We start from the raw sequence: 22,433 nt of genomic DNA, 5'->3' as shown, positions 1-22,433 counted from the left end.
TATAAAGCATTGATATAAAAAGGTATGATGGAATCATGACTGAACGAAATGAAATCGCCGGTATCGCATGTACCCCTGCGAATAAAGGCACTAAAGTTATTTATAAAACCGGTGAGCTCGAACGATCGATCGATTGGAAACAGGGATTGGCTATTTCTATGGGCGTACCTTTAATGATTTTGCCGTCTATTGGGTATTTTGCTGGTTATCTATCGTCATTTGCTATTATTGTATGGGGCCTGTCTGTTTTTCAGGGATTTATGCAGAACATCGCTTATGGTGAACTGGCAACAACTTTTCCTGCTGCATCCGGTATGCCCGGATTCGCCCAGAATGTTTTCAAATCACCCAGCCATGAAGGAAAATATGACAAAGGTAAACTGATCGGCGGATTCAGTGCCTGGAGTTACTGGTTCGCGTGGAATCCTGTACTTGCTATCTTCTCAATTCTTGTGAGTTTCTATCTCCACAGCCTGTTCCCCTCATTGGCGGATTCTTTCAGCCAGTATCAGCTCTCATTAGCAGCAGGCATTGTGATATTCGGAGGCGTGATACTTGTAAACTATCGTGGTCTTTCAAGTGGTGCTCTTGCAGGTTACATTCTTGCAGTTTTCTCTCTTGTTCCAATGGCAATCATTACACTGGCACCTTATGTGACCGGCGATTTTGTAATGGCTAATATCACCGGCACATGGCTGCCCACTGACTGGGCATGGGATTTCTCGCATATCCTTATCCTGCTCGGAATTTTTGCAATGGCTCAGTGGAGTGCCTGTGCATGGGAAACTGCCGCTATCTATGGTCCGGAATATAAGAACCCCGGTTCTGATGTGCCAAAGGCCTTATTTTCCTGTGGTGCGATCTGTATGGTAGCTTTCACCCTTGTACAAATGACAGTTACAGGTGTTCTCGGTATTGATGGTATTGCCGCTGCACCCATTGACCCAATGCTTCCGGTTGCACATGCAGCGCTTGGTGATGCCGGTTCAACGATTGCTGTTGTCATGCTCATTGCGGCAATGATATTGATCATCCAGACCGCATACCTGGGTTCTTCAAGGACATTGCACTCAATGGCAACTGAAGGAAATTTTCCTGAAATTTTCAAAAAAACAAATGCACATGGTACGCCTGTTCTTGCAATGGTTGTTACCGGCATCTTCAACCTGATCCTGATTTCGATGGGTACGCCAACAGCTATTCTTGCCGCATCAGCAATTGGATATGTTTGTGCTAACGGCATCAGTCTCTTCGCATACGTAAGGGCAAAATCAAGCCCGCATCTTGTCGGTCTTGACAGGCCATTCAAGGCACCGTCCGGATGGAAGAACATTACATTACTGTTTGGCCTTTTCAACCTGCCACTCTGCCTGGTCGGTGTGATCTATCTTAATAGTGTCGAAGGAATTTGGTTCTCAACGGTTGTTGGGATTTGTGTCCTTGGTCTCTATATCCCAATTTGGTTCTACTCACAACACGAGGCCTATGTTGATAAGGCCATTTGCCGTAAGCCTGATACGCAAGATAATACAAAAAAAGGGGCTTGATCATAACTGCGGCCACCATGTCGCGGAGTCCGTCCCTCAAGCGCAAAACGGGCTTCGCTTTTCTGGCTATCCTGCCGTAAATATCATAAATTATCTGTCCCTATTCAGTCTGTTCAGTCCCATTCCCTTTATTAAAACCCACGATCAAACTTATTTGTATATATTAACTTGACATGTTTGATAAAGTAACTATACTTATAGAACACAATAAAGGCTCTTCCACTGTGGGGGAGTTAGTTTCGTTACTGAAGGGAAGATCCATTTGTTAAAGTGGCACACCGGATGTTGGGAACGCATAAAAAAGAAAATTTTTAAAAGGAGTATGTCACGATGGCAAATGGAATTGTAAAATGGTTTAATGACAGCAAAGGTTTTGGATTTATTGAGCAGGAAGATGGAGCGGATGTGTTTGTCCATCATTCAGCCATTAATGCATCAGGCTTTAAGTCTCTCAAAGAAGGCGACCGGGTTACCTTTGACGTGGAACAGGGCCAAAAAGGTCCATGTGCTGCAAATGTCACTGTCGCGTAGCGATTAGCCTGTTATTTAGAGTTACAAAGGGCGTTTTCTCGAATTATGAGGGAACGCCCTTTTTATTTTGATTAAATATCTCCCCTTTAATGGATTGCCCAGATCCTTGACATCAATAATCCATACCACGCAACCCCCTTAAAAGGGACTTCACCTTTCTGGCTATCCTGCCATAAAAAAATGGCGTGTCCCGGAAAGAATCATCTGGGCGGCCAGCGCAGCAAGGATCAATCCGGTCATTTTACTCAGTATATTGATCCCTCTTCTGCCGAGAATGCTCTCGATATAAGAGGCAAAAAAAAGTATTATTCCAATGCTGGCGATCGCGGTAATCAGTGCGATGGTCCCGATCATTTTTTCTATAGAGGTGCTCATTTCCGCCTCCAGCACCAGCAGGGTGCCGATGGTCGCCGGACCGACAATGATCGGTATGGCGAGCGGAACGACGGCAATTTCACTGTCGCGGTACGATCCTGAAGGGGTAGGCTTTGCCTGAACCAGCTCAATCGCCGAAAGAAACAGCAGGGCTCCGGCGCCAACACGGAAAGCGTCCAGGGTGATATTGAAAACAGCAAATATGATATTACCAAAATAGTAGAGGCCAAAGCATAAAACCGTTACGGCGCTGGTTGTCTGCACGGCCAGTTTGCGTCGCTGGGGTGCCGTATGGTCGATGGTCATGCTTAAAAACATGGAAAGTGCGAAAAAGGGCGTAAAGATGAAAAAAAATTTCATCCACACGGCCAGAAAATAGCTCAACGCATCCTGCATATTATGTTCCTCATCTAATATTTTTTTCACCCGTCCGATTCGGAAATCCGTTCCAATTCAGAAAATTCCCCACCGGCGCGATGCGCGATGCGCCCGGATCGGGCATATCATGCGTCACCGGTTAACGACTTAATTATGCCACCAATATTATATATGGCAACAATATTTTCGATCGAAACCACCCATACAAATAGCAATCCCCGCAAAAAGAAACTACAACGTGTCGCCGCCCTGGCGGGGGCTTGGATAATGTGCCTGAGACCATCATCTACGGGCTTGCGCCCGAGGCTACGGCGTCTCGCCCTCTGCGAGGGATAGAAACAGGAATCGTTTCGAAAAACCCGGAACAAAAGCATATCGAACCTATTGTTTGTGAGGAAAGCGCTTCAGGAGCGGCGCCTCAAAATGGCGGCCTTGAGTCGGCTGTAGGGAATCCGCTCCTGCTCCAGTCGGATATTCTCCCCGATGAGATTGTCCCTGAGTTCCCGGTAGAGCTGTGATTCGGTTTCGCTAAGATTAGGAAGGTCTGCGATATAGCGCTCCCCGTCCTGCTCTTTTACCCATAAATCCCTTGCGGAAAAGAGCGTCTCCCGGTCCATGAGCATCGATTCCATTCGGGGAAAGGCGCCTCGAAGCAGGGAGAGGATATGAAACCCGCAGGTATCGATATCGCCCCAGTAGTGGATCTCCTTCTCCCGGAGCCAGGATGCGCCCTGAAGCGACTGGACGCCGTTTCCCAGCCCGAAGATCACGATGCTGCCGGCGGCCTGGGGAAAGCTCAGGCCGTTGGTCTTGTTTTCGGTGATGAACACCGTCCTGCAGGGAATCTTGCATCTCGCAAATTCGCTCACCGGCACGCTGATGTCTGTGGCTCCGAAACCCGGGCAGAGCGATGGATCGAGCAGGCGGAAGCGGATCAGCTGCTCGTCGTATTTCAGGCCGTACCGCTTCTGAAACCCCTGTCCCGAAAGCGTGGCAACCCAAGGGTCCACGGCCGCTTCAGGAAGAAGTTCGTCCAGCAGTTCCCTCAAAATCCCCTTATTTTTTTCCACGAACTTGGTATCCACGCCGGAAATCTCCAGCTCCCTCAGGTATCGGCCCGGCCGGGGATTGGCCAGAAAAAAATCCACCACGGACAGCAGGGCGGGCCATTGATCCCGGAACTCGAGCACCCTGCCGCATTTTGCCGTGAGCCAGGGGCCGAGGGCCGGATGGCGCCGGGTGATGCTGTCGGTAAGCTGACAAAATGTCTGAAAATCCGCCTCCTTTCCGATAAACCGAAGATAGTCTTCAGGGGTTTGGAAAAGGATTCTATCGGGAAGGGACTGCTCGCCCAGCTTCCGGTGATTGACCCTGGAAAAGCTTACCGTGTATCCGTATCCGATGCGTTCCCGGCTCTTCTCCTGCAATGTTTCGATCCATTTGCGCACTGCCCCGAAATCCTCCAGCGCCTTTGCGGCCGACACCTTCGGAAAAGGGATGATCAGGGGGAAAAGGGACTCACCTGCGAGCGCCGCCCTTAAAAACCGATGGTTGTTCCAGTATGCCAGCGCTTTTTTCCGGATCTCGTTCGGCGTGATCAATGGCCTGCTCCGATGGTGATTCCGGCGGCCGCTTCCGAAAGGTAACGGGCCTTCTCCTTCCGGTACTCATCGATGGAAAGATTCCTCAGAATGGAGTTTTTCCCGCCTTCGTTGTGGATGAAATGGACGGCGCGGATATAATCCTCGATCACATGGATCTTCTGCAGCGGGGTGACGATCAGCAGCTGAAGGTTGAGTTTTTTGAACAGCTCAAGCCCATATCGGGTGGACTCGTCCGATCCCTTGCCGAAAGCCTCGTCGATCACCACAAATCGGAAGGAACGGGACTTTTTGGCGCCCCACTCCAGCCCGAACTGGTAGGCCAGTGCCGCTGCCAGGATCGTGTAGGCGAGCTTTTCCTTCTGACCTCCGGACTTGCCTGCCGAATCAGAGTAAAACTCCTTTTCCGTGTCGTCCTCACCCCATCTTTCACTGGCCGAGAAGTTGAACCAGTTGCGGACGTCGGTAACCTTGAGGGTCCACCGGAGATCAAGTTCCGTCAGGCCTTCCCGACCGTTAAACCGCTCGATAAGCCCTTTCACCTGAAGAAATTTATTTTCGCTGTACAGTTCATCCCCTTCGAGGGTGTTGGCCAGACATTGCCGGATCTCCTGCTGAAAATTCCGCACATCCACGTCCTGGGTGGGGTCGGTGCCGAGTTTGATGTAGGTGCCGGGATTGTACTCTGTCTGCCTTAAGGAGAGGTTGATGGCGCCGATCTTCTCCTGGATTTCCTGTTTCTCCTTGTCCAGCTGGTTCTGGAACAGGGCGATACTGTTGATGGTGCCTTCGTTCAGGAGTTTTTTGAAACGGGCTTCGTGCCGGGGCAGATCCTCTGCGGAAAGAACCCTGAGCATCTCCCCGTAGGCGTCCATGGCCCCGAGGCTCACGTCCACCTCAATGGTTTCGGCCGGATAATCGTTCTTGTATGCGGCCATCTGCTTGAGAATCTTCTCCTCCATGCGTTTGATCCGCGCCTCATCCCTGTCGAGTCCCTGCTGAATCAGACCCCGGATGTCCCGCTGCCGTTTATCGAGGTTCTGGAGAGAAAAGGGGCTGTCTCCGCAGGTCTCCTGCCTGAAATCATCTATCAGGGGAAAAAGCCGCTGTTTTTCCGCCTCTTCCAACTCTGATTCGGCATCACTGGCGCTTTTCAGCTCTTCGGTGCGATCGCCGAGTTTCTGTTCGTTCCTGCTTTTAAGGTCCCGCTGCTCCCTGAGAAGTTTGACCTTTTCGGTAAGCGCCTGCTTTACCTTCTCCAGCTCCTTTCGCAGGGAGTTGAGAAGATCTGAGCTTTCCTCGATGCGTTTGCGCTCCGCTTCCAGCACCTGGATCTCCCCTGCCTGGGGCTGCCAGTGGATCTCATTGTAGGATTCGACCTTGAGCAGGTCTCTTGCCGCATCCCTGAGCCCCTGAAGCTTCTGTTGCTCCTTCAAAAGGTCAATGACTGCATCGGCAAGCGCACCCCCCTCTTTTTCCACCTGGAAAGCTTCGGTCTCCAGTGCCCGGATTTTCTCCTGGTTGGTCCACCCCAGAATGTAGCGGCTGCGGTCATCTATCCTGTGACGGTCATCCTTTTCATGGCGCCGCCCGCCGGATTTGATCTGGCCGTTCAGGGTGATCGCACTGGGAAGTCTTCGGAACGCTTCGATGGAATCGCAGCAGGCGTAATCAAATCTCCGGGGCAGTTCGCCCTCCAGCCAGCCGTAGAACGGGGTGTCGGGCCTGATCTGGAGCTTGGCCGGGAGGCTGTCGGCATCAGGTGCGTTGCCCGGGGCTTTTTTCTCATTATCCCCGGTACGAAAATAAACAAGTCTTCCGGCAAGCCGGGTTCTGTCCACATAATGGCTGACCCTGGCGTAATGCTCACCCGGGACCAGAAGGCTGAGGCCAAAGTTGTGGAGAACCCGTTCCATGGCCCCTTCCCACGCTTTTTCATCCTCCCTCACGGAAAGGAGTTCCCCGGCAAAGGGCAGTTGCTCCTCGTCGATCCCCGATGCAGCGGCCATCTCTTTTCGAATCCTGAGATTTTTCAGCGGGATGTTGTTTTTCCGGCTTTTCAGGGAGTCAATCTCCTCCTTGAGAAGTGTCAGGCGGCGCTCCTTTTCCTTGATCTCTATGCCGATGTCCACCTGTTTTTTCCCCAGGGTCAACAGATCGTCTTCGATCTTATCCAGCAGCGTTTCAGCGCTTTTCCGGTTGGCGTAAAACGCCTCCTCATCCCTTGCCGGGCCAAGTCCCAGGACATCTGAACAGGTTCGATAATTTTTTTCCATGGAAAGCTTTCGGTCCCGGGTCCGGTTCAGCTCGGCAACCGCTTTCCTTATGTCTTCTATGCGACGGCCCCCCTTATCGCTGATGCTGACCTTAAGATCCACCTCCTTTTCCTGGAGCTTTCCGGTTTCCTCCTCCAGGGCTTCGATCCGATGGCCCTGCTTCATCAGCTGGAGTTTGAGCTCATCGATCCATATTTTCAGGAGTTTTGCTTTGTGAAAGCCCACATAGGCAAGAAGCGCCTCGCGGCAGTCCTTGAGCTCCCGGATCTTCTTTTCCACAGACCGGTACCGGCCAAAAACCTCCTCCATGGGGACGAGACGAATAATCTGGGCCTTTGCCCGGAGCACTGCCCCGTGGGCGCGGTTGAGGTTGTCGAAATTGCGGCGCAGCTCGTCGATGCGAATCGCAACGTCGCTCTTTTCAAGCATGTGGCTGCGAACGAATTCATTGAGATTGCCCACGGATTTCATGGAAACGGTCTGGTAAAAAAGATCCAGTGCCTGGTTACTGGCAATGCCGAACAGGTGCCGGAAACGGCCGCCGTAGGCCTTGAAATTGTCGAACACCTGGATACCGGCCGTTTTTTTCAAGCGCTTTTTAAGATCGAGGATGTTGCTTCCGAAATCCGCAAAGTGCTCTGCGATGGTAAGCGCCCTGTCGGCTACCACGAAGAAACGCTCCGGAGTCTTTTTCTGGTCCTTGAGCCAGAACACCTGGGCCAGGGTCACCAGCTGAGCATAGCCCTTGTTGGCGAATCGGGCGAGCAGAACCGTGTAGCTGTTGCCATCGCGCAGGGAAACAGCCCGGGCGGCCTGGGTGAAATCGTCCTTTTCGCTCTTGTACTCCCCCCGGATGTAGGAGTAGAGGGTCCGCTCCCGGGTTTCGGCACCTGCCGCCTTGTTGTAGACGATTTTGTTATGGGGGACGAGCAGGGTGACCACCGCGTCCACCAAGGTAGATTTTCCGGAGCCGATATCACCGGTGAGAAGGCTGTTCGCGCCTTCGGGCGCAATGGACCACACGTTGCGGTGAAAGGTCCCCCAGTTATACAGCTCCAGCTGTTTGAGGCGGAAACCCGCCTCGGAATCAGAGCTGGAAAAATCCAGCAGGGACATCATCTCTTCGGGGTTACGCCGCGCCATAATTTCTGTACTCCGTAAGCTTGTCGTTCAGGCCCGTGAGCCAGTCGGCGTCCACCAGGGCCTTGACGATCCTTCGCACCTCGAAGCGGCCCTCCTCCCCCTTGAGGCGCCGGAGAAATCCGTACTCCACCACCCGGTTGATATGGCTGTCGATCTGCTCGATCAAACGGGCCTCGTTGCCGGCTTCGGGCAAAAAGACCTGGATCATGTCGATGATCTGCTCGCGGGTGAGGATCAGCCGGGTCTGTCCGCCGCCGGCATCCTGCTCCACCAGTTTCTTGCGAAGCAGCACCAGCAGCAGGCTCAAAGGATAGCTGAGCTGGCGGCGTGGCACGAGCCGGGGAAGGGCTTCATTTGTCTCCCGGGCAGCTTCTTCTTCACTTTCCTCCTGCTGGCGGAGAAAAGCGTATCCTTCGGCTTCATCGATAAAAAGCATCAGGCCGATACGGTCAAAATAGTCGCTCACCGCAGCCCTGAAGGTAAAAAGGTCCCGCCACAGGTCAGGACGAAGATCCTCGTAAAGGACCCCTTTCAGCAGCTGTATGAGAACGGGGGAAATGCCCCCGGATCTGTTTTCGGTTTCATTAATGGTATCCAAAAAGCGATTCCTTATCTTACCGGACAAATATGATCAGCGGCATTTTCACGGTTTTCGCCTTATCGCCGTCGCCTGAGATTAAAATAATCTCACAGGCCTTTTCATCAATCAAGGCCTTTTCATCGTTCGACGCGATCTTCAGGTAGGCCACCGCCTCGGCCAGCCCCTTTTCTACGGGAAAGTGCTCAATGACCCCGGCAAGGGAGATCTGGGAGGCCGTGCCCAGAGCCTTTCTGATGTTGGCCCTGAGTTTTTCCTCATCGATGTGATTCTGACTGTAGAGAACATCCACATCCATATCCGCTGTGCCGGCCGTCAGACTCGTCTCGTCGATCACCGGATTTATCGGAGGCGTAAAGAGGGTCCGGTTCATCACGATTTCCAGATGCGGCCGGGTCTCGTCCAAAGTGGCAAAGACCTTGTCCCCGGGGGCATTCGCCTTGACCTCGATGGCGCTTTTTTCGATCTCCCTGATCAGCTCCATGATACGCCGGTTTTCCAGCCACGCCTGGTTATCGAGAAACTTGCGCAGCTGCTCCACCAGAAGGTTGTTGGTTTTATAGACCTTTTCTCCGGCCTCCAGCAGATAAAATTTGATCCGGGAGAGGAAGGGATCTGGCGCCAGCTGCCTCACCTCATCGAGCAGAAACACCTTTTCCAGAAGCTCGGTCAGTTCCCCCTGGCGGGAGGGAGACATGAGAAATTCCCAGAAAGCCGTAAAACTCCTGCCCTGATCCGAATCCCATATTACGTCCTGGTCACTGAAAATTTCGTCAAGGAGCTCGCCCTTGGCTTTGTCGCTGGTGGCGATGCGTTCGCGGGTCTCCTGATCCAGGGTCCGGAAGTTGGACTCAACCTGCCTGAAATCCGACAGAAGGCGTCGGGCCGTATCTTCCAGCTGGAAAAAACGCTCCTTGATCTGGGTGGGATCGTGCGGGGCGAGCCCCTGGCTTTCGATCTTTTCAATTTCGGCATCAATGGCCGCCCGCTTTTCTTCGAGTTCCCGGATGCGCTGGGCAGGATCCTGATTGGTTTTTGAAACAATCTCCCGAAGGAGCTGAAATACCGTGAGCAGGCGGGATTCCGTGCCGATGAAGTGTCGCTCTTCAAGACTTTTCAGCCACTCCATGGCCTTTTCAGCACCCGGTGAGAGATCAAACTCCGGCTCATCGCTGAGGGGGGTGTAATATTTTCTCAAAAAAGCGTTTTCCCCCCTGGCCCACTCCTCAAGATACGCTTTTGCGCTCCTCGGGTACCGCCCCTCCCCGTAGATCTCCCTGAGCTGGTACAGATAGTCGCCCAGCCGGGATTCCAGTTCGGAACAGGAAAGAGAGCGCTGATTCGTTTCAACGAACATGTGATGGAGAAAACTGATGATCAGGGGCATGTTGTCTGCATTGAGGAGCCTCAGTGCAGGGTTGGATTCCTTGAGTCTTTCCAGATACTGATGTTTCATCTTCGGCCTTCTTTATGATTCATTCGAATCCGAAGAATATGTCATATTTTTCAATCCGGTTAAATGAAATTCTGGGATTGATCACAACTGCGGCCATATTCTCTTACGTGTAGTTTCAAAGTCCCGGCCTTCACGACGTTATGGCCGCAGTTATGATCAAGCCCGAAATTCTCAAAAGGCATTCACAGATCATTTTCTGCAGCGTCTGTTCCGTTGTTGCCTCGACAGATTGAACTGGGGCTTGTAGTCAGCGATGATGTTGAAATCATCTAACTTTTTGGCGATGGATGCATTTAGAAACAAATTTACCCACCAGTAAATGTCATGCTTTCGAATTCGGGTGCGCAATTTTTTCATCCGTTTTTGTCGTTCAAAACGCGACATGATAACGGCGCTGTAGATAGTATCGGCCACGCCCTCCTGATCATTCGGGTTGACCAGCAGCGCGGCATTCTGCATCTGTGCGGTAGCCCCGGCAAATTCACTCAGGATTACGATGCCGTTATTGTCGACATTCGCGGCGCAATATTCTTTGGCAATCAGGTTCATCCCGTCTTTGAGCGAGGTGATCAGCACGATATCGGCCGCGCGGTAATGTGCGACCAGCTCTGCGCGGTCGAGATTACGGAAAAAGTAATGAACAGGAACCCAGTCGACACGTGCAAAACGACCGTTAATCTCACTCACCAGCTGCTCAATTTCTTCTTTCATCATCTGATACTCGGGCAGCTGATCTCTGCTGGGCACGACCACCTGAAAGAGACTTACCTTTGTCTGCAATTCCGGATACCGTCGCAGGGTTTCCCCAAACGCCTTGATCCGTTCGGGAATCCCCTTTGTATAATCCAGACGGTCAATCCCGAGAATAATCTGAACATCCGGCAGCGGCTCCCGGGCGATTTGACGAGCCCGCTCCACCACTTCCGGCCTGCGGGCCATGTCGGCAAATTCATTAAAATCGATACTGATGGGAAAGACCCCCACCCTCACCGTATGATCACCAAACGTCAGGGTAAGGATCTGGCCTTTGCCGTGAACCGGCACGTCCCTGATGAGCGCCTGGACACATTGCTTGAAATTTCGCCGGTCCCGCAACGTCTGAAATCCGATCAGATCATAATGCAGCAGTGCCCGCAGCAACTGAAACCGCCACGGAAGCCTCATAAAAATATCGAGTGGCGGAAACGGAATGTGCAGGAAAAACCCGACGTTATTCTTCACCCCCATGTCATGAAGATCCTGAGCAACCTTCATCAGGTGGTAATCATGAACCCAGATATAATCATTCTGCCTCAGGTTATCACGAATCACCACGGCAAATTTCCGATTCGCCGCCTGGTAGCCGGGCCAATACGAGGAATCAAAATTACATCTGCCCAGAAGGTCGTGAAACTGGGGCCATATAATCTCGTTGGAAAACCCTGAATAATACTTTTCGATATCTTCGGCAGTAAGGGGCACCGGCTTGAGCGTAAATCCCGAATCCAGGGTTGCTTCTTCCAGTGCACAGCTCAACTCCTTTTCGGCGACATCGCCCGTTCCCGCCCATCCGATCCACAGACCGCCCCGATCCTTGAGTACAGGGGCAAGCGCCGTCACCAGCCCTCCGGAGCCCGGCACGGCCTGCCATTTTCCGTCTTCCTTGTTTAACACCACGGGAAGCCGGTTGGACACAATGACGAGGCGACCGGCCGGCGGGATATTTTCACTGTGTGCTTCAGATTGTGTCATCCTGTCAGCTCCTTAAAAAAAACCGCAACCCGCCCGGATTCTTCCAAAAAAATCGACCACATCCGGGCTTTGGGAATGCATCCCCCTGATAAAAACTCGTCGGGGGAAATGTCATGACGTGGCCGCCTGCCAGCGCCTCAGAAAATCCAGAAGTTCATCCGGCGGCCGGAGCCAGAGATCTGCGCAGGTATCCCGCAGTGTCTCTCTGACCAAAACCGCCAGGCCTCTTCCTTTGATGGCGGAAAAGGCATCTTCATCCGTCAGGTCATCGCCCAGATAGGCGGCTGCCGTTCCGGAAGGCATTTCTCCCAGAATCCGGTCCACGGCCTGTGCCTTGGAAATTCCTGAAGGACGAAACTCCAGGCCGCCGTCGAATTCATGAAGGGTCAGCACGGCTCCATTCACCAGATCGGGCAGACGAGTCTTGAGGGCCATACGGATTCCGGCGATATCCCTTTCGTTCAAACCGCGCCAGTGCACGGCCAGACTCAGGGGCTTTTTCTCCAGCAGCCGGCCCCAGCCTTTTTCAAGCAGCCAGCCCGAAACCCTTTGAAGGTCATGTTTCAGACGTTCCGGGACGACTGCGGTTTCATACGTTCCGTTTAAAGACAGCCGCTCTCCGCCGTGCGACCCCCAGAGTTCAGGCAGCTGCCTTGTTCCGAGCAAAGGAATAAGATCATCCAGTCCTCGTCCGCTGATGACCACCAGACGGGTTTTTCCGGCCCCGATAATTTTTTCCAGCATCCCGGTTATCCCCGGATAGGGCCGGGCATCACCCCGGTTTATTCTGAAGGGCGCCAGGGTGCCATCATAGTCAAGCAGCAGCGCCCGGCCGGCCGCATTTCTCATCGATTCAAAAAACACCGATACCTTTTTTTCTTTGTCGAAAATTTTCATCTGGCACTACCCTCATATTTCAACAACGAGGCCATTGGCAGGCAGTTCGCAGCTGATGTCCCTCATTGATTTGCATGCGTTGATTCATGATTTTTCTCCGTTTATTTTAATCCGCCAGAGGCTGATATTGCAAGAAGTTCAACGGATGAGATATGGGCATCCCAAAACTCGAAGCGCTTGATTCCGCGTATTTTTTAAGGCAACACGATAGGACGGATTATCAATTTCAAAGCGCCATTGTTTAACGCATTCTTAGATCCTGTCAAGGCGGAAGCAAAATTTGTTTTCACGCAAAGAACGCTTCTCAGGCCTGAGGATTTCTAAAATTCCGCGATATCCGTTTCATTTCTGACAGACTTCCGGAATTCATTCTGATTTTAATTTTGGCAAGTTATGTCATGTTTTTATAATGGTTATATTTCATATTGATGATTCAGACAAGGGCCGATAGATAAAATTGTGAGGCGACCTCGTTTGGAACGATCTTAAAATTATAATTATTTTTTGCTAATGATATCGGCTACAGGGTTCAACAACACGAATGTCAACGGGAAACCCGGCAGGGGTGGAGGCGTATAGCCGGTGGTTTTAGCCACCGGCCCTGAGTCCTGAAAGGACGACGTCAAGGGGGAAGGCGGCATTCTGCTCCAGATCGGCGGGATGCCCGATCATGCACATATGGTAATCAAGCTCAAGCCCGTTTGGGCATTGTCGGAGATCATGCAAAAGGTCAATATCCAAATTCAAGCATCGTCTCCCAAAAATTGCGGCTTCCACATAGCATCAGCAGGTGATCTGCCAATCAGCATAAAAACCCTATTCAAGCCGAAACCCTTCTTCTGCAGCCTGCCCCAGGCTTCCAATGACAAAAGTTATCTGATATAACCTGTCTGAACAGACTGCCGATAATATCAGCGCTGTAATCTGAAAGGGTATGGCAATGAATGAATCCATCACCGAAGCGATTTGCGGATTTGTGAAATCGTATAAACAAAAAGAAGACATCGCCACTGAATGGCAGATGCCGCTGGTCGGCTTTGCGGATGCCGCTGATCCGTTGTTTGATGCGCTCAAAGACGCTGTCAGTCCGAGTCATTCCATCCCTTACGATATAATGGCCGATGCCCGGACCGTGGTTGCTTTTTTTCTTCCCTTTGATCGGGATATCACGGGGAGCAATATCTCCGGGGAAAAAAGCTCCCGGCAATGGGCAATGGCCTACATCGAAACCAATCAATTGATTTGCGACCTGAATCAGTATCTTAAAAAATGGTTTCAAGCCGCCGGATATGACTCATCCATCATTCCGGCTACCCATAATTTTGATACGACCACACTCATCAGCGACTGGTCCCACAGGCACGTAGGCTTTATCGCCGGACTGGGCCGTTTTGGCCTGAACAACATGCTGATCACCGAAAGCGGATGCTGCGGACGATTCGGCAGCATTGTGACGAACTGTCCTACGGCACCCTCCCCCCGTCCCGGAGAAGAGTATTGCCTGTACCGGCACAACGGAACCTGCGCAAAATGCGTCGACCGATGTGCCTGCCACGCGCTGACGAAAGACGGCTATGACCGGCACCGCTGCTATGAGGTACTGCTGGCAAACGACGCCCACCACAGCGATCTTGCCATGACCGACGTATGCGGAAAATGCACCGTAGGGCTTCCCTGTTCTTGTCAAAATCCAGTAACGCCCTGCGGGCGGAAATGAGGACCGCTATCGCTGGAGGGCCACTTCGTTTGAGGCAAAAGATAAGAAGCAAGGAACTTTTATCGAATGAACAGCATGCACGCCACCGGAATATAGACTAACGCAAACAGCGTGCTGAGGAATACGCCCGTAGCGGCTTTTTCCGGCTCGACCCGTAGCTGCGTAGCAAACAGCACCAGATCGACCAGCAGTGGCACCACCGCCAGAATGATCAGGCAGTTGTAGATCAAGGGATTGAACATCCGGAACATATACCGGTCCGCACCGATCACGATGGCCACCAGCAGGGGCCAGACAAGAAATTTGGCAAAAAAGGTGATCGAAATATAGCGCCAGTCAATACTGAAATGGCGAATCCCGGCGATGGACAGACCGATCATCATTACCCCCAGGACCATGTAGGCACTGCGGAAATTTCCGATCATGTCCACCACAACCGGCGGCAGGGAGGTGTGTGTCACAGACAGGATCACCCCGATGATGACCGCATAGACCGGCGGCAGGGTCAGCATCTTTTTGAGACTGTCGGCAACGGTAAAATTGCCGCGGGCAATGACATAATACCCCAGAGTCAATTGGAATATCAGCATCCCCGTGATGGCCAACATATAGACCCCCAGGCCCTGGTCCCCGAACAGAAGCAGAAACAGGGGAATTCCAAAATAGCCCGAATTTGCGGTAGCCGCCGATACAGCCACCAGGTTGACCGTCGCATCCCGGAAAAACAACCGGGAAAAAAAGTAAAACACGACCTCCATCACCGTACACAGGACAAATACCAGAACCGGCAAGCTGAGTGTGGAAATGCTGATGGGCACGGTGGATACATATCCCAGGTAAACAACCGGCGAAATCACATAGATTAAAAGGTTGGCAATGGTTTCGGCGCTCACACTCAGAAACCGCCCGGCCAGAAATCCGGTCAGCATGATCAGGTAAAGGGGAATCAACTTGATTACTATTAACGAAAACGCATCCATCAGAACCGAACTCATCTTTCTGTTAAACGATTATTCCCATTATTCCGGGACAACTCTTCATAGGGCCATTTGGGGGAAATGTCAATTTAACCGTCGGTTGAAAATCTCTTTGTTCTTCCGGTAAAAAACGCCATCCTCAGCCACTTGAAACAAACCGGTTCCGCCAACGCCCTGTTTATGTTATAAGAAAAAAATAAACGGGAAAAACAAAATTCCTATAACAACTTTGATGCCCTTGTAAAAGGTTATATTCAGCCCTTATTTGCCATTTTCCTGAAAATAAGACAACTGTCATTTCAACATGTTCCGAACTCCCGCACAGAAATGACGGATGCGGCTACTTTTTACAAAACCATCAACCTTACATCGGATAAATAATGCAATGATCTCCGTTTACACTATCGGTTACTCAACCCACAGCCCCCGCCGGTTTACCAATCTGCTGAAACAGTATGAGATCACCACGGTCTGTGATGTGCGCTCATCCCCTTACAGCAGATACAATCCCCGGTTTACAAAAGATACTCTCATGCGGGATTTGAATTCACACGGCATCAAGTATTTATTTCTGGGGCGTGAACTGGGCCATCGCTCTACGGATCCGGCCTGCTGCCGGAACGGCAGGATACAATATGACCTGCTGGCCAGAACGGATATTTTTAAAACCGGAATGACAAGGCTGTGGAAGCACATCCACGCGGAACGAGTCGCCCTGATGTGTGCGGAAAAGGACCCGGTGACCTGTCATCGAATGATTCTCATATGCCGGCAGCTTCGACACCAGCCCGTAAGCATCTCCCATATTCTCGACGACGGTAGCCTGGAAACCCAACAGGATGCCGAAAACCGGTTGATGAAACTGATGAAAATTCCGCAGCAGAGCCTTTTTGACACCACCGAAGACCGGATTCAGCTGGCTTACGACAAACAGGCCCGGCGAATCGCCTGCACACAGCCATCCTGACCTGCACGGAAAAATAAGGGGTCAAGTCTCCGTTTGACTCTTTTTCTCCCACGCAGAAAAACCGTTTCGACCATAACGCAAAAAGCCCGGAAGACAGCTTACCCGCCGGGCTTTTTTTAACGCTTCTTTTAAATGTCAAACCGCTACAGCGCCGTCTTGATCCGGGCCATGGCCCGCTGAACGTTTTCATAGTGGTTAAACGCGCTGATGCGGATAAAACCCTGACCGCATTTACCGAATCCCGCGCCGGGCGTACAGACCACGCCGGCTCTTTTCAGCAGCAGGTCAAAAAACTCCCACGAATCCCGGCTGCCGTCGACCCAGATGTACGGAGAGTTTTCTCCCCCCACACAGTCAAATCCCATCGCGGTCATCTCGCTGCGGATCAACGCGGCATTTTTCAGATAATAATCAACCAGCTCGCGGATCTGCCATTTCCCCTCATTGCTGTAAATCGCCTCGGCCGCCCGTTGAACCGGATAGGACACGCCGTTGAACTTCGTGCAGTGACGGCGGTTCCACAGAGAGTGCAGGTCATGTTTTTCACCCGCTGCATCATAGGCCATGCAGTCTTTTGGCACGACCGTAAACGCACACCGGGTTCCGGTAAATCCGGCGGTTTTAGAAAAACTCCTGAACTCGATGGCCACCTCTCTGGCCCCGTCGATTTCATAAATGGACCGGGGAAGACGCTCATCCCGGATAAAAGCCTCATACGCCGCATCAAAAAGAATCAGCGCCCGATGCTCCCGGGCATAGTCCACCCAGGCCTTCAGCTGATCGCGGGTAATGGCAACACCGGTGGGATTGTTGGGAAAGCACAGATAAATCAAATCCACCGGTGATTGAGGCGGCGCAGGAACAAAACCGTTTTCCCGGGTGCTGTCCAGATAATACAGCCCCTCATATCTGCCGTTTTTAAATTCCCCGGCCCGGCCGGCCATGACGTTGGTATCCACATAAACCGGGTAAACCGGGTCCGGAACCGCTATCCGGATATCTGCGCCAAAAATTTCCTGAATGTTTCCGGTATCGCATTTAGCCCCGTCGCTGATAAAAATTTCATCCGCCGAGATGGCCGCTCCCCGATCCTGAAAATCATGACGGGCGATCGTTTCACGCAAAAACGCATATCCCTGCTCCGGGCCGTATCCGCGAAATTTGCCGTCATCGGCCATTTCATCCACTGCCCTGTGAAAGGCCTCGATACAGGCACCGGGAAGGGCCCGGGTCACATCGCCGATACCCAGCTTAATCACTTCCTGATCCGGATTGGCCTTCTGAAAGGCAGCAACCCGGTGGGCGATATCCGTAAACAGATAAGAGGACTGAAGTCTCAGATAATTTTCATTAATTTTAATCATAATATCATTCCTTCAACAAAATTGTATGGGGTCGGATTGCTTTGCCGGAGGCAAAATCACATCAGGATCTGATGGGCTGAAATTCCCGTTCCGCAGGAAATCAATCGGGGAAGATGCCCGAACAACAGGAGTTGTACGATGGTATGGCTGTGCTGTCAATCCATAACAGCGCTTTTCTGATCGATACGGCCTGATCGATATCGTCAACGCTTCGCGCGTTTATCAATAAATCCGGAAAAACCAAATGACCGTATCGAATTTTCTGCCTGATCGGAAATGACAGGGTAGCTGTCGTCCTCGACAAAGGCGTGGCCCTAAGGGCTCACTCAAAAATAACTTCACATTTTAAGCGCCGATGCATCCTGTCTGGCTGCGTTACGAACGCTCGGAATATGCTTGATATTCCTGCGCTTTCGTGCCTTGCCAGACAAGCGCCTCAATACTTAAAATTGCGAACTTATTTCTGAGCGAACCCTAAACAGAAACTTCAGGGCATCTGTCTGAGGAAAATTTCCAGTCGGTCCCTTTTTCATTGTCCCTTTGTTTACAAAAATTAAAAAATGCTTCGAGAAGCTGATTGGAGCGAAGCGTTTGGCGGACACCGGCGTAACAGCTGACTGCCTGTATCCCCATTTTTTCCAGATCCGAAGCCATCTCCGTAATGTATTCGGATACAATTTCGGCATCAAATTCGGGGTGAAACTGAACTCCCCAGGCGCAGGTACCGACAGCAAACGCATGATGGGGATCAAAGGCGTTCGAGGCCAGAACCGTTGCTGATTCCGGCAATTGCAAAACTGTCTGAGAATGGCAGACATGCGCGTAAAACGATGCGGGCAGCGTACCCAGCAGCGGGTCATGAATTCCCGCGGAATTTAATTCGATTCTGACCGTTCCGATTTCCATCCCCCCCGTGTGGTAACCGACGGTGCCGCCCATGGCATACGCCAGGAGCTGGTGTCCGTAACAGATCCCCAGCAGGGGAATTTCCTGTGTTACAGCCTGGTGTATCCATGCGGCCAGCTGCTCGCTCCAGGGTTCCCCATCGGTCACCATCGAATGAGAACCGGTCACGATGATGCCGCCATACCGGCGGGAATCCGGCAGTTCACAACCCGAGCAGCCATCAACGACAGAGATGATATCGCCGGCATAGTACATATGATTGATGACCCATGTATCAAAATCCCCCAGCCGCGAGGCAAGGGAGGTAAACGTCGTGCCGGCCTTGATAATCAGTAACCGTTTCATGACTTGTTCCCCATCCTTTTTTCCTGATTGCGTAATTCAGATCCGCTTGGCAACATGGGCCCCACACCTTTCCGGATAACGAAACGGCCCGTTAACGCAAAAATGCAACTCATGTGCCAGATCAATACCGCGGGTTATCAAATCAGAAAGCCGAATCGGTTTTTCAGCCGGTACGAATCAGCCATCTGCAAGGATTCCAGCGGTAGATTTCTATGAAAAAACCAATGAAACAATCCGGAAAGCAGAAGGGGATGTGAGAAAAAATGCAACATTTATGTAGATCCCACGGGAGGCCACTTACATCCATGTGAAAATTCAACGCAACCTGATGTAAAAATTGAAAAACCGGCTTCGGGAAAAAGAGTCAAACGAAAACTTGACCCCTTTGCGCCTTTGACCTTTGATTACACAATATCCGCATTTCATAAGTCAAAAAATCAACAAGACACCCGCCGCCCCCGACATCGGGTGATACCGGGGAAGTACGACAAATTTTATCCACACCCCGGAGCAATTCAAAATTCAAGCTCACTCCCCGGCGTCTTCAAGATTAGAGATTTGTTTTTCGATCGTCTCCAATGCCCCCCCGAGATATGAAACCCGAATTTTAAGAGCCTGCAACGCCTGCTCACGGAACGACAGCCCCGGAAACGAAATGGTATTGGACCAACCATATCCATACCCGCCTCCCCGACCGCCCCGGAAGCCCCGATCCAATCCAATTCCACGGCCATAACCGGGATGCCCGTACCGCGGCGCCGGATAACCGGCGCAATAGCCGATACCTCGTCCTGTCATAGATCCCATTCCTGCCGGACCTGTTCTATCTCCACCTGGCATCGTTTGCCTCCCTGTATGCATTACCATTATGATCCGTTTTTGCCACCACCCTTGCCACCCCCCGATCCTTTTCGGGGGCCAAATGAATCCCGGGATATGGGACGCCGCAAATTAAATCCGTGAGACCCGGTTTCATACAGCTTTAAGGCCGTTAAAACCACTGATTCAAGGCCAACCCGTTCATATGCCGGCGGTCTGTAATGTGTCCGGTCATGGCATTCACCATCAAAAACCGCTGCGCCGAACCACACAGCGGTGAAATTCAATCTTCCCGAACGCTCAGCGCCATTTTCATTGCGGTTACCCTCTGTCCTGACTAATTAGCAAAGCAATCTGCATGCCAGGGAATTTTTTCAATCTGAACCGAATAGATTATTTATTTTATTTTCAGTGGGTTAATAGAATTTCGGGCAGCAGGTTTCACGATAAATCCAACCGGGAGGTCGTTTTACGGTCGCAATTTCAAGACGCTTTGAATCGACAGGGTCGTATGTATGCGCTATTACAACTTTTTTTTCTGGCAGGTTCGTCCATCGATTTTGGGCAGGTCAATCTCCATGGCCTTGATTTTCCGGAACAGCGTGCTCTTATGAATCCCGAGATCCCTTGCCGCCGCAAGCCGGTTATAATGATTTCGCTTCAACGCCTCGATGATCATCTGCGTTTCAACGGTTTTCAGCGCATCGTCAACGGTGTCGGATATTACCGGCGACACCATTTGTCCGGTAACCCGCTCGGGAAGACAGCTGGTATCGATAATACCCTCCTGACATAATACAAAGGTATGTTCGATAATATTTTCCAACTCCCTGATATTTCCAGGATAATCATAGGTCATCAAGACAGTCAGCGCTTCATGACTCAAGCCCTGGACAGTCCGACCTCTCTGCAGATTAAGACGCTGGATAAAGTGCTCTGCCAGCAGGGGGATATCCTCCTTACGGTGCCGAAGCGGGGGCAGATCCAGCCGAACCACATGGATGCGATAAAACAGATCCTCCCGAAAGGAACCCGCTTTCACCAGTTCGTCCAGATCTTTATTGGAGGCAGCGATGATTCTCACATCCGCATTTTCCGGTTTTGTGCTCCCCAGCGGATAAAAGGTACGTTCCTGAAGGACCCGCAGCAATCTCACCTGAAATGCCGGGCTGATATCCCCGATTTCATCCAGAAAAATGCTTCCCCCCCGGGCCCGTTCAAAATGCCCGGATTTGTCTTTGCGGGCATCAGTAAACGCACCGGCTTTGTAACCAAAAAGTTCTGATTCCAGAAGGGTATCGGGAAGCGCCCCGCAGTTGATAGCCACAAAGGGTTTATCCTTTCGCGGGCTTAAGGCGTGAAGGGCACGGGCCAGCAGTTCTTTGCCGGTGCCCGTTTCCCCCTGAATCAACACCGTGCTTCCGCTTTCGGCCACCTGGGGTAAAATGGCAAATATTTTATGCATCGCAGGACTGCGGCTGACCATATCGCCGATCTGATTCCGGGCATCCAGTTTCCGGCGGAGTTCTTCGACCATACTCATGTCGCGAAACGTTTCCACCCCCCCCAGAACCGTACCATTCTCATCCTTTAACAGCGAAGTGCATACGACGACCGGGATACTTCTTTTTTCGCTGTTTACGATATAGGTCGCAGTGTCCACAAACGGTTTCCCCTGCTTCATGGTGCGACGAAGTGCACAGTCGATTTCACACATGTTGGACCGGAACACATCCCAGCAATGTTTTCCGACGGCTTCCCCGCGGGAAATACCGGTAATCTGTTCGGCAGCCCGGTTAAACGAGGTAATCCGCCATTCATGATCGACGGTAAACACGCCTTCGGAAATACTCTCGAGGATAATATCCGTTACAAAGTTAGGAATGCTTTTCAGTGTCTTTTTTTTCATAATGATGATTGCCGGATCAGGCGGACGGTTTGAATCTGATTTTATACAATTTATTTAATACCCGTTACTTAGCAAAAAAATCACCGAAACAAAAGGAAAGCTTCGAGGAAAGTATCCGGTTCGGTCCGGACCGATCGCCCTTGGGATTCCGAAAATTTCCCGTACCGGGTCGGGCGGATGATCTCATGTCGCATTTTGAACCTCATAAATGTGGCAGCATGCTTTGCTGGCATTGCAACATTGCAATTGTCTGGTACCACATCATCCTGCCGGAAGACGTCCTGTACCTGACGCATGCCCGAACCTGCTGAAAACCGGCGGCCGGATGGTATATGGAAAGTTTCGGTTAAAATTTCAGGGCTTGATCATAACTGCGGCCATATTTTGCTGTGCGTAGCCTCGAAGTCCCGCCCGTTACCGGCGTACGACATGGCACGATCCGGGGAAAAGATGTCGGGGCCATGAAGCGTTAAGAAGCGCAAACTGTTTGAGGCTTGCCGAGCTTTTGCGCTTTAGCTTCATGGGCCCGGCATCCCCCGGATCGTGCTGGAGAAGCCGGCAATGGGGCGGGACGGACCCCGTGACATGGTGGCCGCAGTTATGATCAAGCCCAAATTTCATATCGCCTTTCAAACGCAACGCTGCTAATATAAAATGTAATTATACACCCGACGGTTTACGGAAGGAAGAAACAAATGCACATTGTTGACTTGACGCATTCCCTGGCTCCGGGCATGCCGGTTTATCCGGGCTCCGAACCGCCTTTGTTTACACCGGTCTGTCTGATCGAGGAGGTTGGCTTCCGGGAACAGAAGCTCACTTTTTTTTCCCATACCGGCACCCACATCGACGCGCCCGCGCATATACTGAAGGAAGCAAAAACACTGGATCTGCTG

Annotated in this window: 20 protein-coding genes; 6 read left to right on the top strand and 14 right to left on the bottom strand. The window is 51.6% G+C overall.

Features of this window, described 5'->3' with window-relative positions; translation table 11 throughout:
• Positions 1–35 precede the first annotated feature (35 nt).
• Both PHQ97_13100 and PHQ97_13095 read left to right on the top strand, forming a co-directional pair.
• The gene (locus tag PHQ97_13100) at positions 36–1,547 is read left to right on the top strand and encodes an APC family permease (GenBank protein MDD4393673.1); all 1,512 of its coding nucleotides are present in this window, start codon (positions 36–38) and stop codon (positions 1,545–1,547) included.
• 330 nt (positions 1,548–1,877) lie between these two features.
• Entirely contained in the window at positions 1,878–2,078 is a 201-nt protein-coding gene (locus tag PHQ97_13095) for a cold-shock protein (protein MDD4393672.1), read from the top strand.
• Positions 2,079–2,240: 162 nt separating this feature from the next.
• On the opposite strand, the gene PHQ97_13090 is transcribed toward PHQ97_13095, so the two are convergent.
• The 8 genes from PHQ97_13090 to PHQ97_13055 all read right to left on the bottom strand — a co-directional run bounded on the left by PHQ97_13090 (position 2,241) and on the right by PHQ97_13055 (position 13,280).
• Positions 2,241–2,849 (bottom strand): MarC family protein, encoded by a 609-nt coding sequence (locus PHQ97_13090; GenBank protein ID MDD4393671.1) that lies wholly within the window; start codon positions 2,847–2,849, stop codon positions 2,241–2,243.
• 386 nt (positions 2,850–3,235) lie between these two features.
• Positions 3,236–4,432, bottom strand: coding sequence for a DUF3322 domain-containing protein (locus PHQ97_13085; protein MDD4393670.1), 1,197 nt, complete (start codon positions 4,430–4,432; stop codon positions 3,236–3,238).
• Positions 4,429–7,851 (bottom strand): SbcC/MukB-like Walker B domain-containing protein, encoded by a 3,423-nt coding sequence (locus PHQ97_13080; GenBank protein MDD4393669.1) that lies wholly within the window; start codon positions 7,849–7,851, stop codon positions 4,429–4,431. Before PHQ97_13080 ends, PHQ97_13085 begins: the two co-directional genes overlap by 4 nt.
• Positions 7,838–8,449, bottom strand: coding sequence for a DUF4194 domain-containing protein (locus PHQ97_13075; protein MDD4393668.1), 612 nt, complete (start codon positions 8,447–8,449; stop codon positions 7,838–7,840). The genes PHQ97_13080 and PHQ97_13075 overlap by 14 nt, the downstream gene beginning before the upstream one ends.
• Before the next feature lie 16 nt (positions 8,450–8,465).
• Positions 8,466–9,905: a DUF3375 domain-containing protein gene (locus PHQ97_13070; protein ID MDD4393667.1), complete on the bottom strand. Its 1,440-nt coding sequence runs from the start codon at positions 9,903–9,905 to the stop codon at positions 8,466–8,468.
• A gap of 189 nt (positions 9,906–10,094) precedes the next feature.
• Positions 10,095–11,636 (bottom strand): trehalose-6-phosphate synthase, encoded by a 1,542-nt coding sequence (locus tag PHQ97_13065; protein ID MDD4393666.1) that lies wholly within the window; start codon positions 11,634–11,636, stop codon positions 10,095–10,097.
• Between the two features lie 111 nt (positions 11,637–11,747).
• Positions 11,748–12,533 carry a trehalose-phosphatase gene (gene otsB / locus PHQ97_13060; protein ID MDD4393665.1) on the bottom strand — a complete coding sequence of 262 codons (786 nt, stop codon included), beginning with the start codon at positions 12,531–12,533 and terminating at the stop codon, positions 11,748–11,750.
• Positions 12,534–13,121: 588 nt separating this feature from the next.
• Positions 13,122–13,280, bottom strand: coding sequence for a hypothetical protein (locus PHQ97_13055; GenBank protein MDD4393664.1), 159 nt, complete (start codon positions 13,278–13,280; stop codon positions 13,122–13,124).
• A 193-nt stretch (positions 13,281–13,473) separates the two neighbouring features.
• Between PHQ97_13055 and PHQ97_13050 the strand changes: the two genes are divergently transcribed.
• Positions 13,474–14,250 (top strand): hypothetical protein, encoded by a 777-nt coding sequence (locus tag PHQ97_13050; protein MDD4393663.1) that lies wholly within the window; start codon positions 13,474–13,476, stop codon positions 14,248–14,250.
• A 59-nt stretch (positions 14,251–14,309) separates the two neighbouring features.
• Here the strand turns inward: PHQ97_13050 and PHQ97_13045 are convergent, their stop codons facing one another.
• Positions 14,310–15,245 (bottom strand): hypothetical protein, encoded by a 936-nt coding sequence (locus tag PHQ97_13045; protein MDD4393662.1) that lies wholly within the window; start codon positions 15,243–15,245, stop codon positions 14,310–14,312.
• 367 nt (positions 15,246–15,612) lie between these two features.
• Between PHQ97_13045 and PHQ97_13040 the strand changes: the two genes are divergently transcribed.
• Complete coding sequence (locus PHQ97_13040) at positions 15,613–16,194, top strand: DUF488 domain-containing protein (GenBank protein ID MDD4393661.1); 582 nt, start codon at positions 15,613–15,615, stop codon at positions 16,192–16,194.
• 143 nt (positions 16,195–16,337) lie between these two features.
• Here PHQ97_13040 and PHQ97_13035 read toward each other — a convergent pair whose 3' ends face one another.
• From PHQ97_13035 to PHQ97_13015, 5 genes are all read right to left on the bottom strand, one after another.
• Positions 16,338–17,558 carry an LL-diaminopimelate aminotransferase gene (locus PHQ97_13035; protein ID MDD4393660.1) on the bottom strand — a complete coding sequence of 407 codons (1,221 nt, stop codon included), beginning with the start codon at positions 17,556–17,558 and terminating at the stop codon, positions 16,338–16,340.
• A gap of 100 nt (positions 17,559–17,658) precedes the next feature.
• The gene (locus tag PHQ97_13030; GenBank protein ID MDD4393659.1) at positions 17,659–17,862 is read right to left on the bottom strand and encodes a hypothetical protein; all 204 of its coding nucleotides are present in this window, start codon (positions 17,860–17,862) and stop codon (positions 17,659–17,661) included.
• A 170-nt stretch (positions 17,863–18,032) separates the two neighbouring features.
• On the bottom strand, positions 18,033–18,809 hold the full coding sequence (locus tag PHQ97_13025; protein MDD4393658.1) for a glutamine amidotransferase: 777 nt from the start codon (positions 18,807–18,809) through the stop codon (positions 18,033–18,035).
• Positions 18,810–19,337: 528 nt separating this feature from the next.
• The gene (locus tag PHQ97_13020) at positions 19,338–19,649 is read right to left on the bottom strand and encodes a DUF5320 domain-containing protein (protein MDD4393657.1); all 312 of its coding nucleotides are present in this window, start codon (positions 19,647–19,649) and stop codon (positions 19,338–19,340) included.
• A 502-nt stretch (positions 19,650–20,151) separates the two neighbouring features.
• Positions 20,152–21,537, bottom strand: coding sequence for a sigma 54-interacting transcriptional regulator (locus tag PHQ97_13015; protein MDD4393656.1), 1,386 nt, complete (start codon positions 21,535–21,537; stop codon positions 20,152–20,154).
• A 185-nt stretch (positions 21,538–21,722) separates the two neighbouring features.
• On the opposite strand from PHQ97_13015, the gene PHQ97_13010 reads away from it, so the two are divergent.
• Together PHQ97_13010 and PHQ97_13005 are read left to right on the top strand one after the other, a co-directional pair.
• Positions 21,723–21,848 carry a hypothetical protein gene (locus tag PHQ97_13010; GenBank protein MDD4393655.1) on the top strand — a complete coding sequence of 42 codons (126 nt, stop codon included), beginning with the start codon at positions 21,723–21,725 and terminating at the stop codon, positions 21,846–21,848.
• Positions 21,849–22,232: 384 nt separating this feature from the next.
• A partial coding sequence (locus PHQ97_13005; GenBank protein MDD4393654.1) for a cyclase family protein occupies positions 22,233–22,433 on the top strand: 201 nt, incomplete at its 3' end.

This window comes from Desulfobacterales bacterium, from assembly GCA_028704555.1.
In the GTDB taxonomy this organism is placed as follows: Bacteria; Desulfobacterota; Desulfobacteria; order Desulfobacterales; family JAQWFD01; genus JAQWFD01.
The sequence above is the reverse complement of the archived record's forward strand: the minus strand, read 5'-3'. Positions and strand labels throughout refer to the sequence as shown.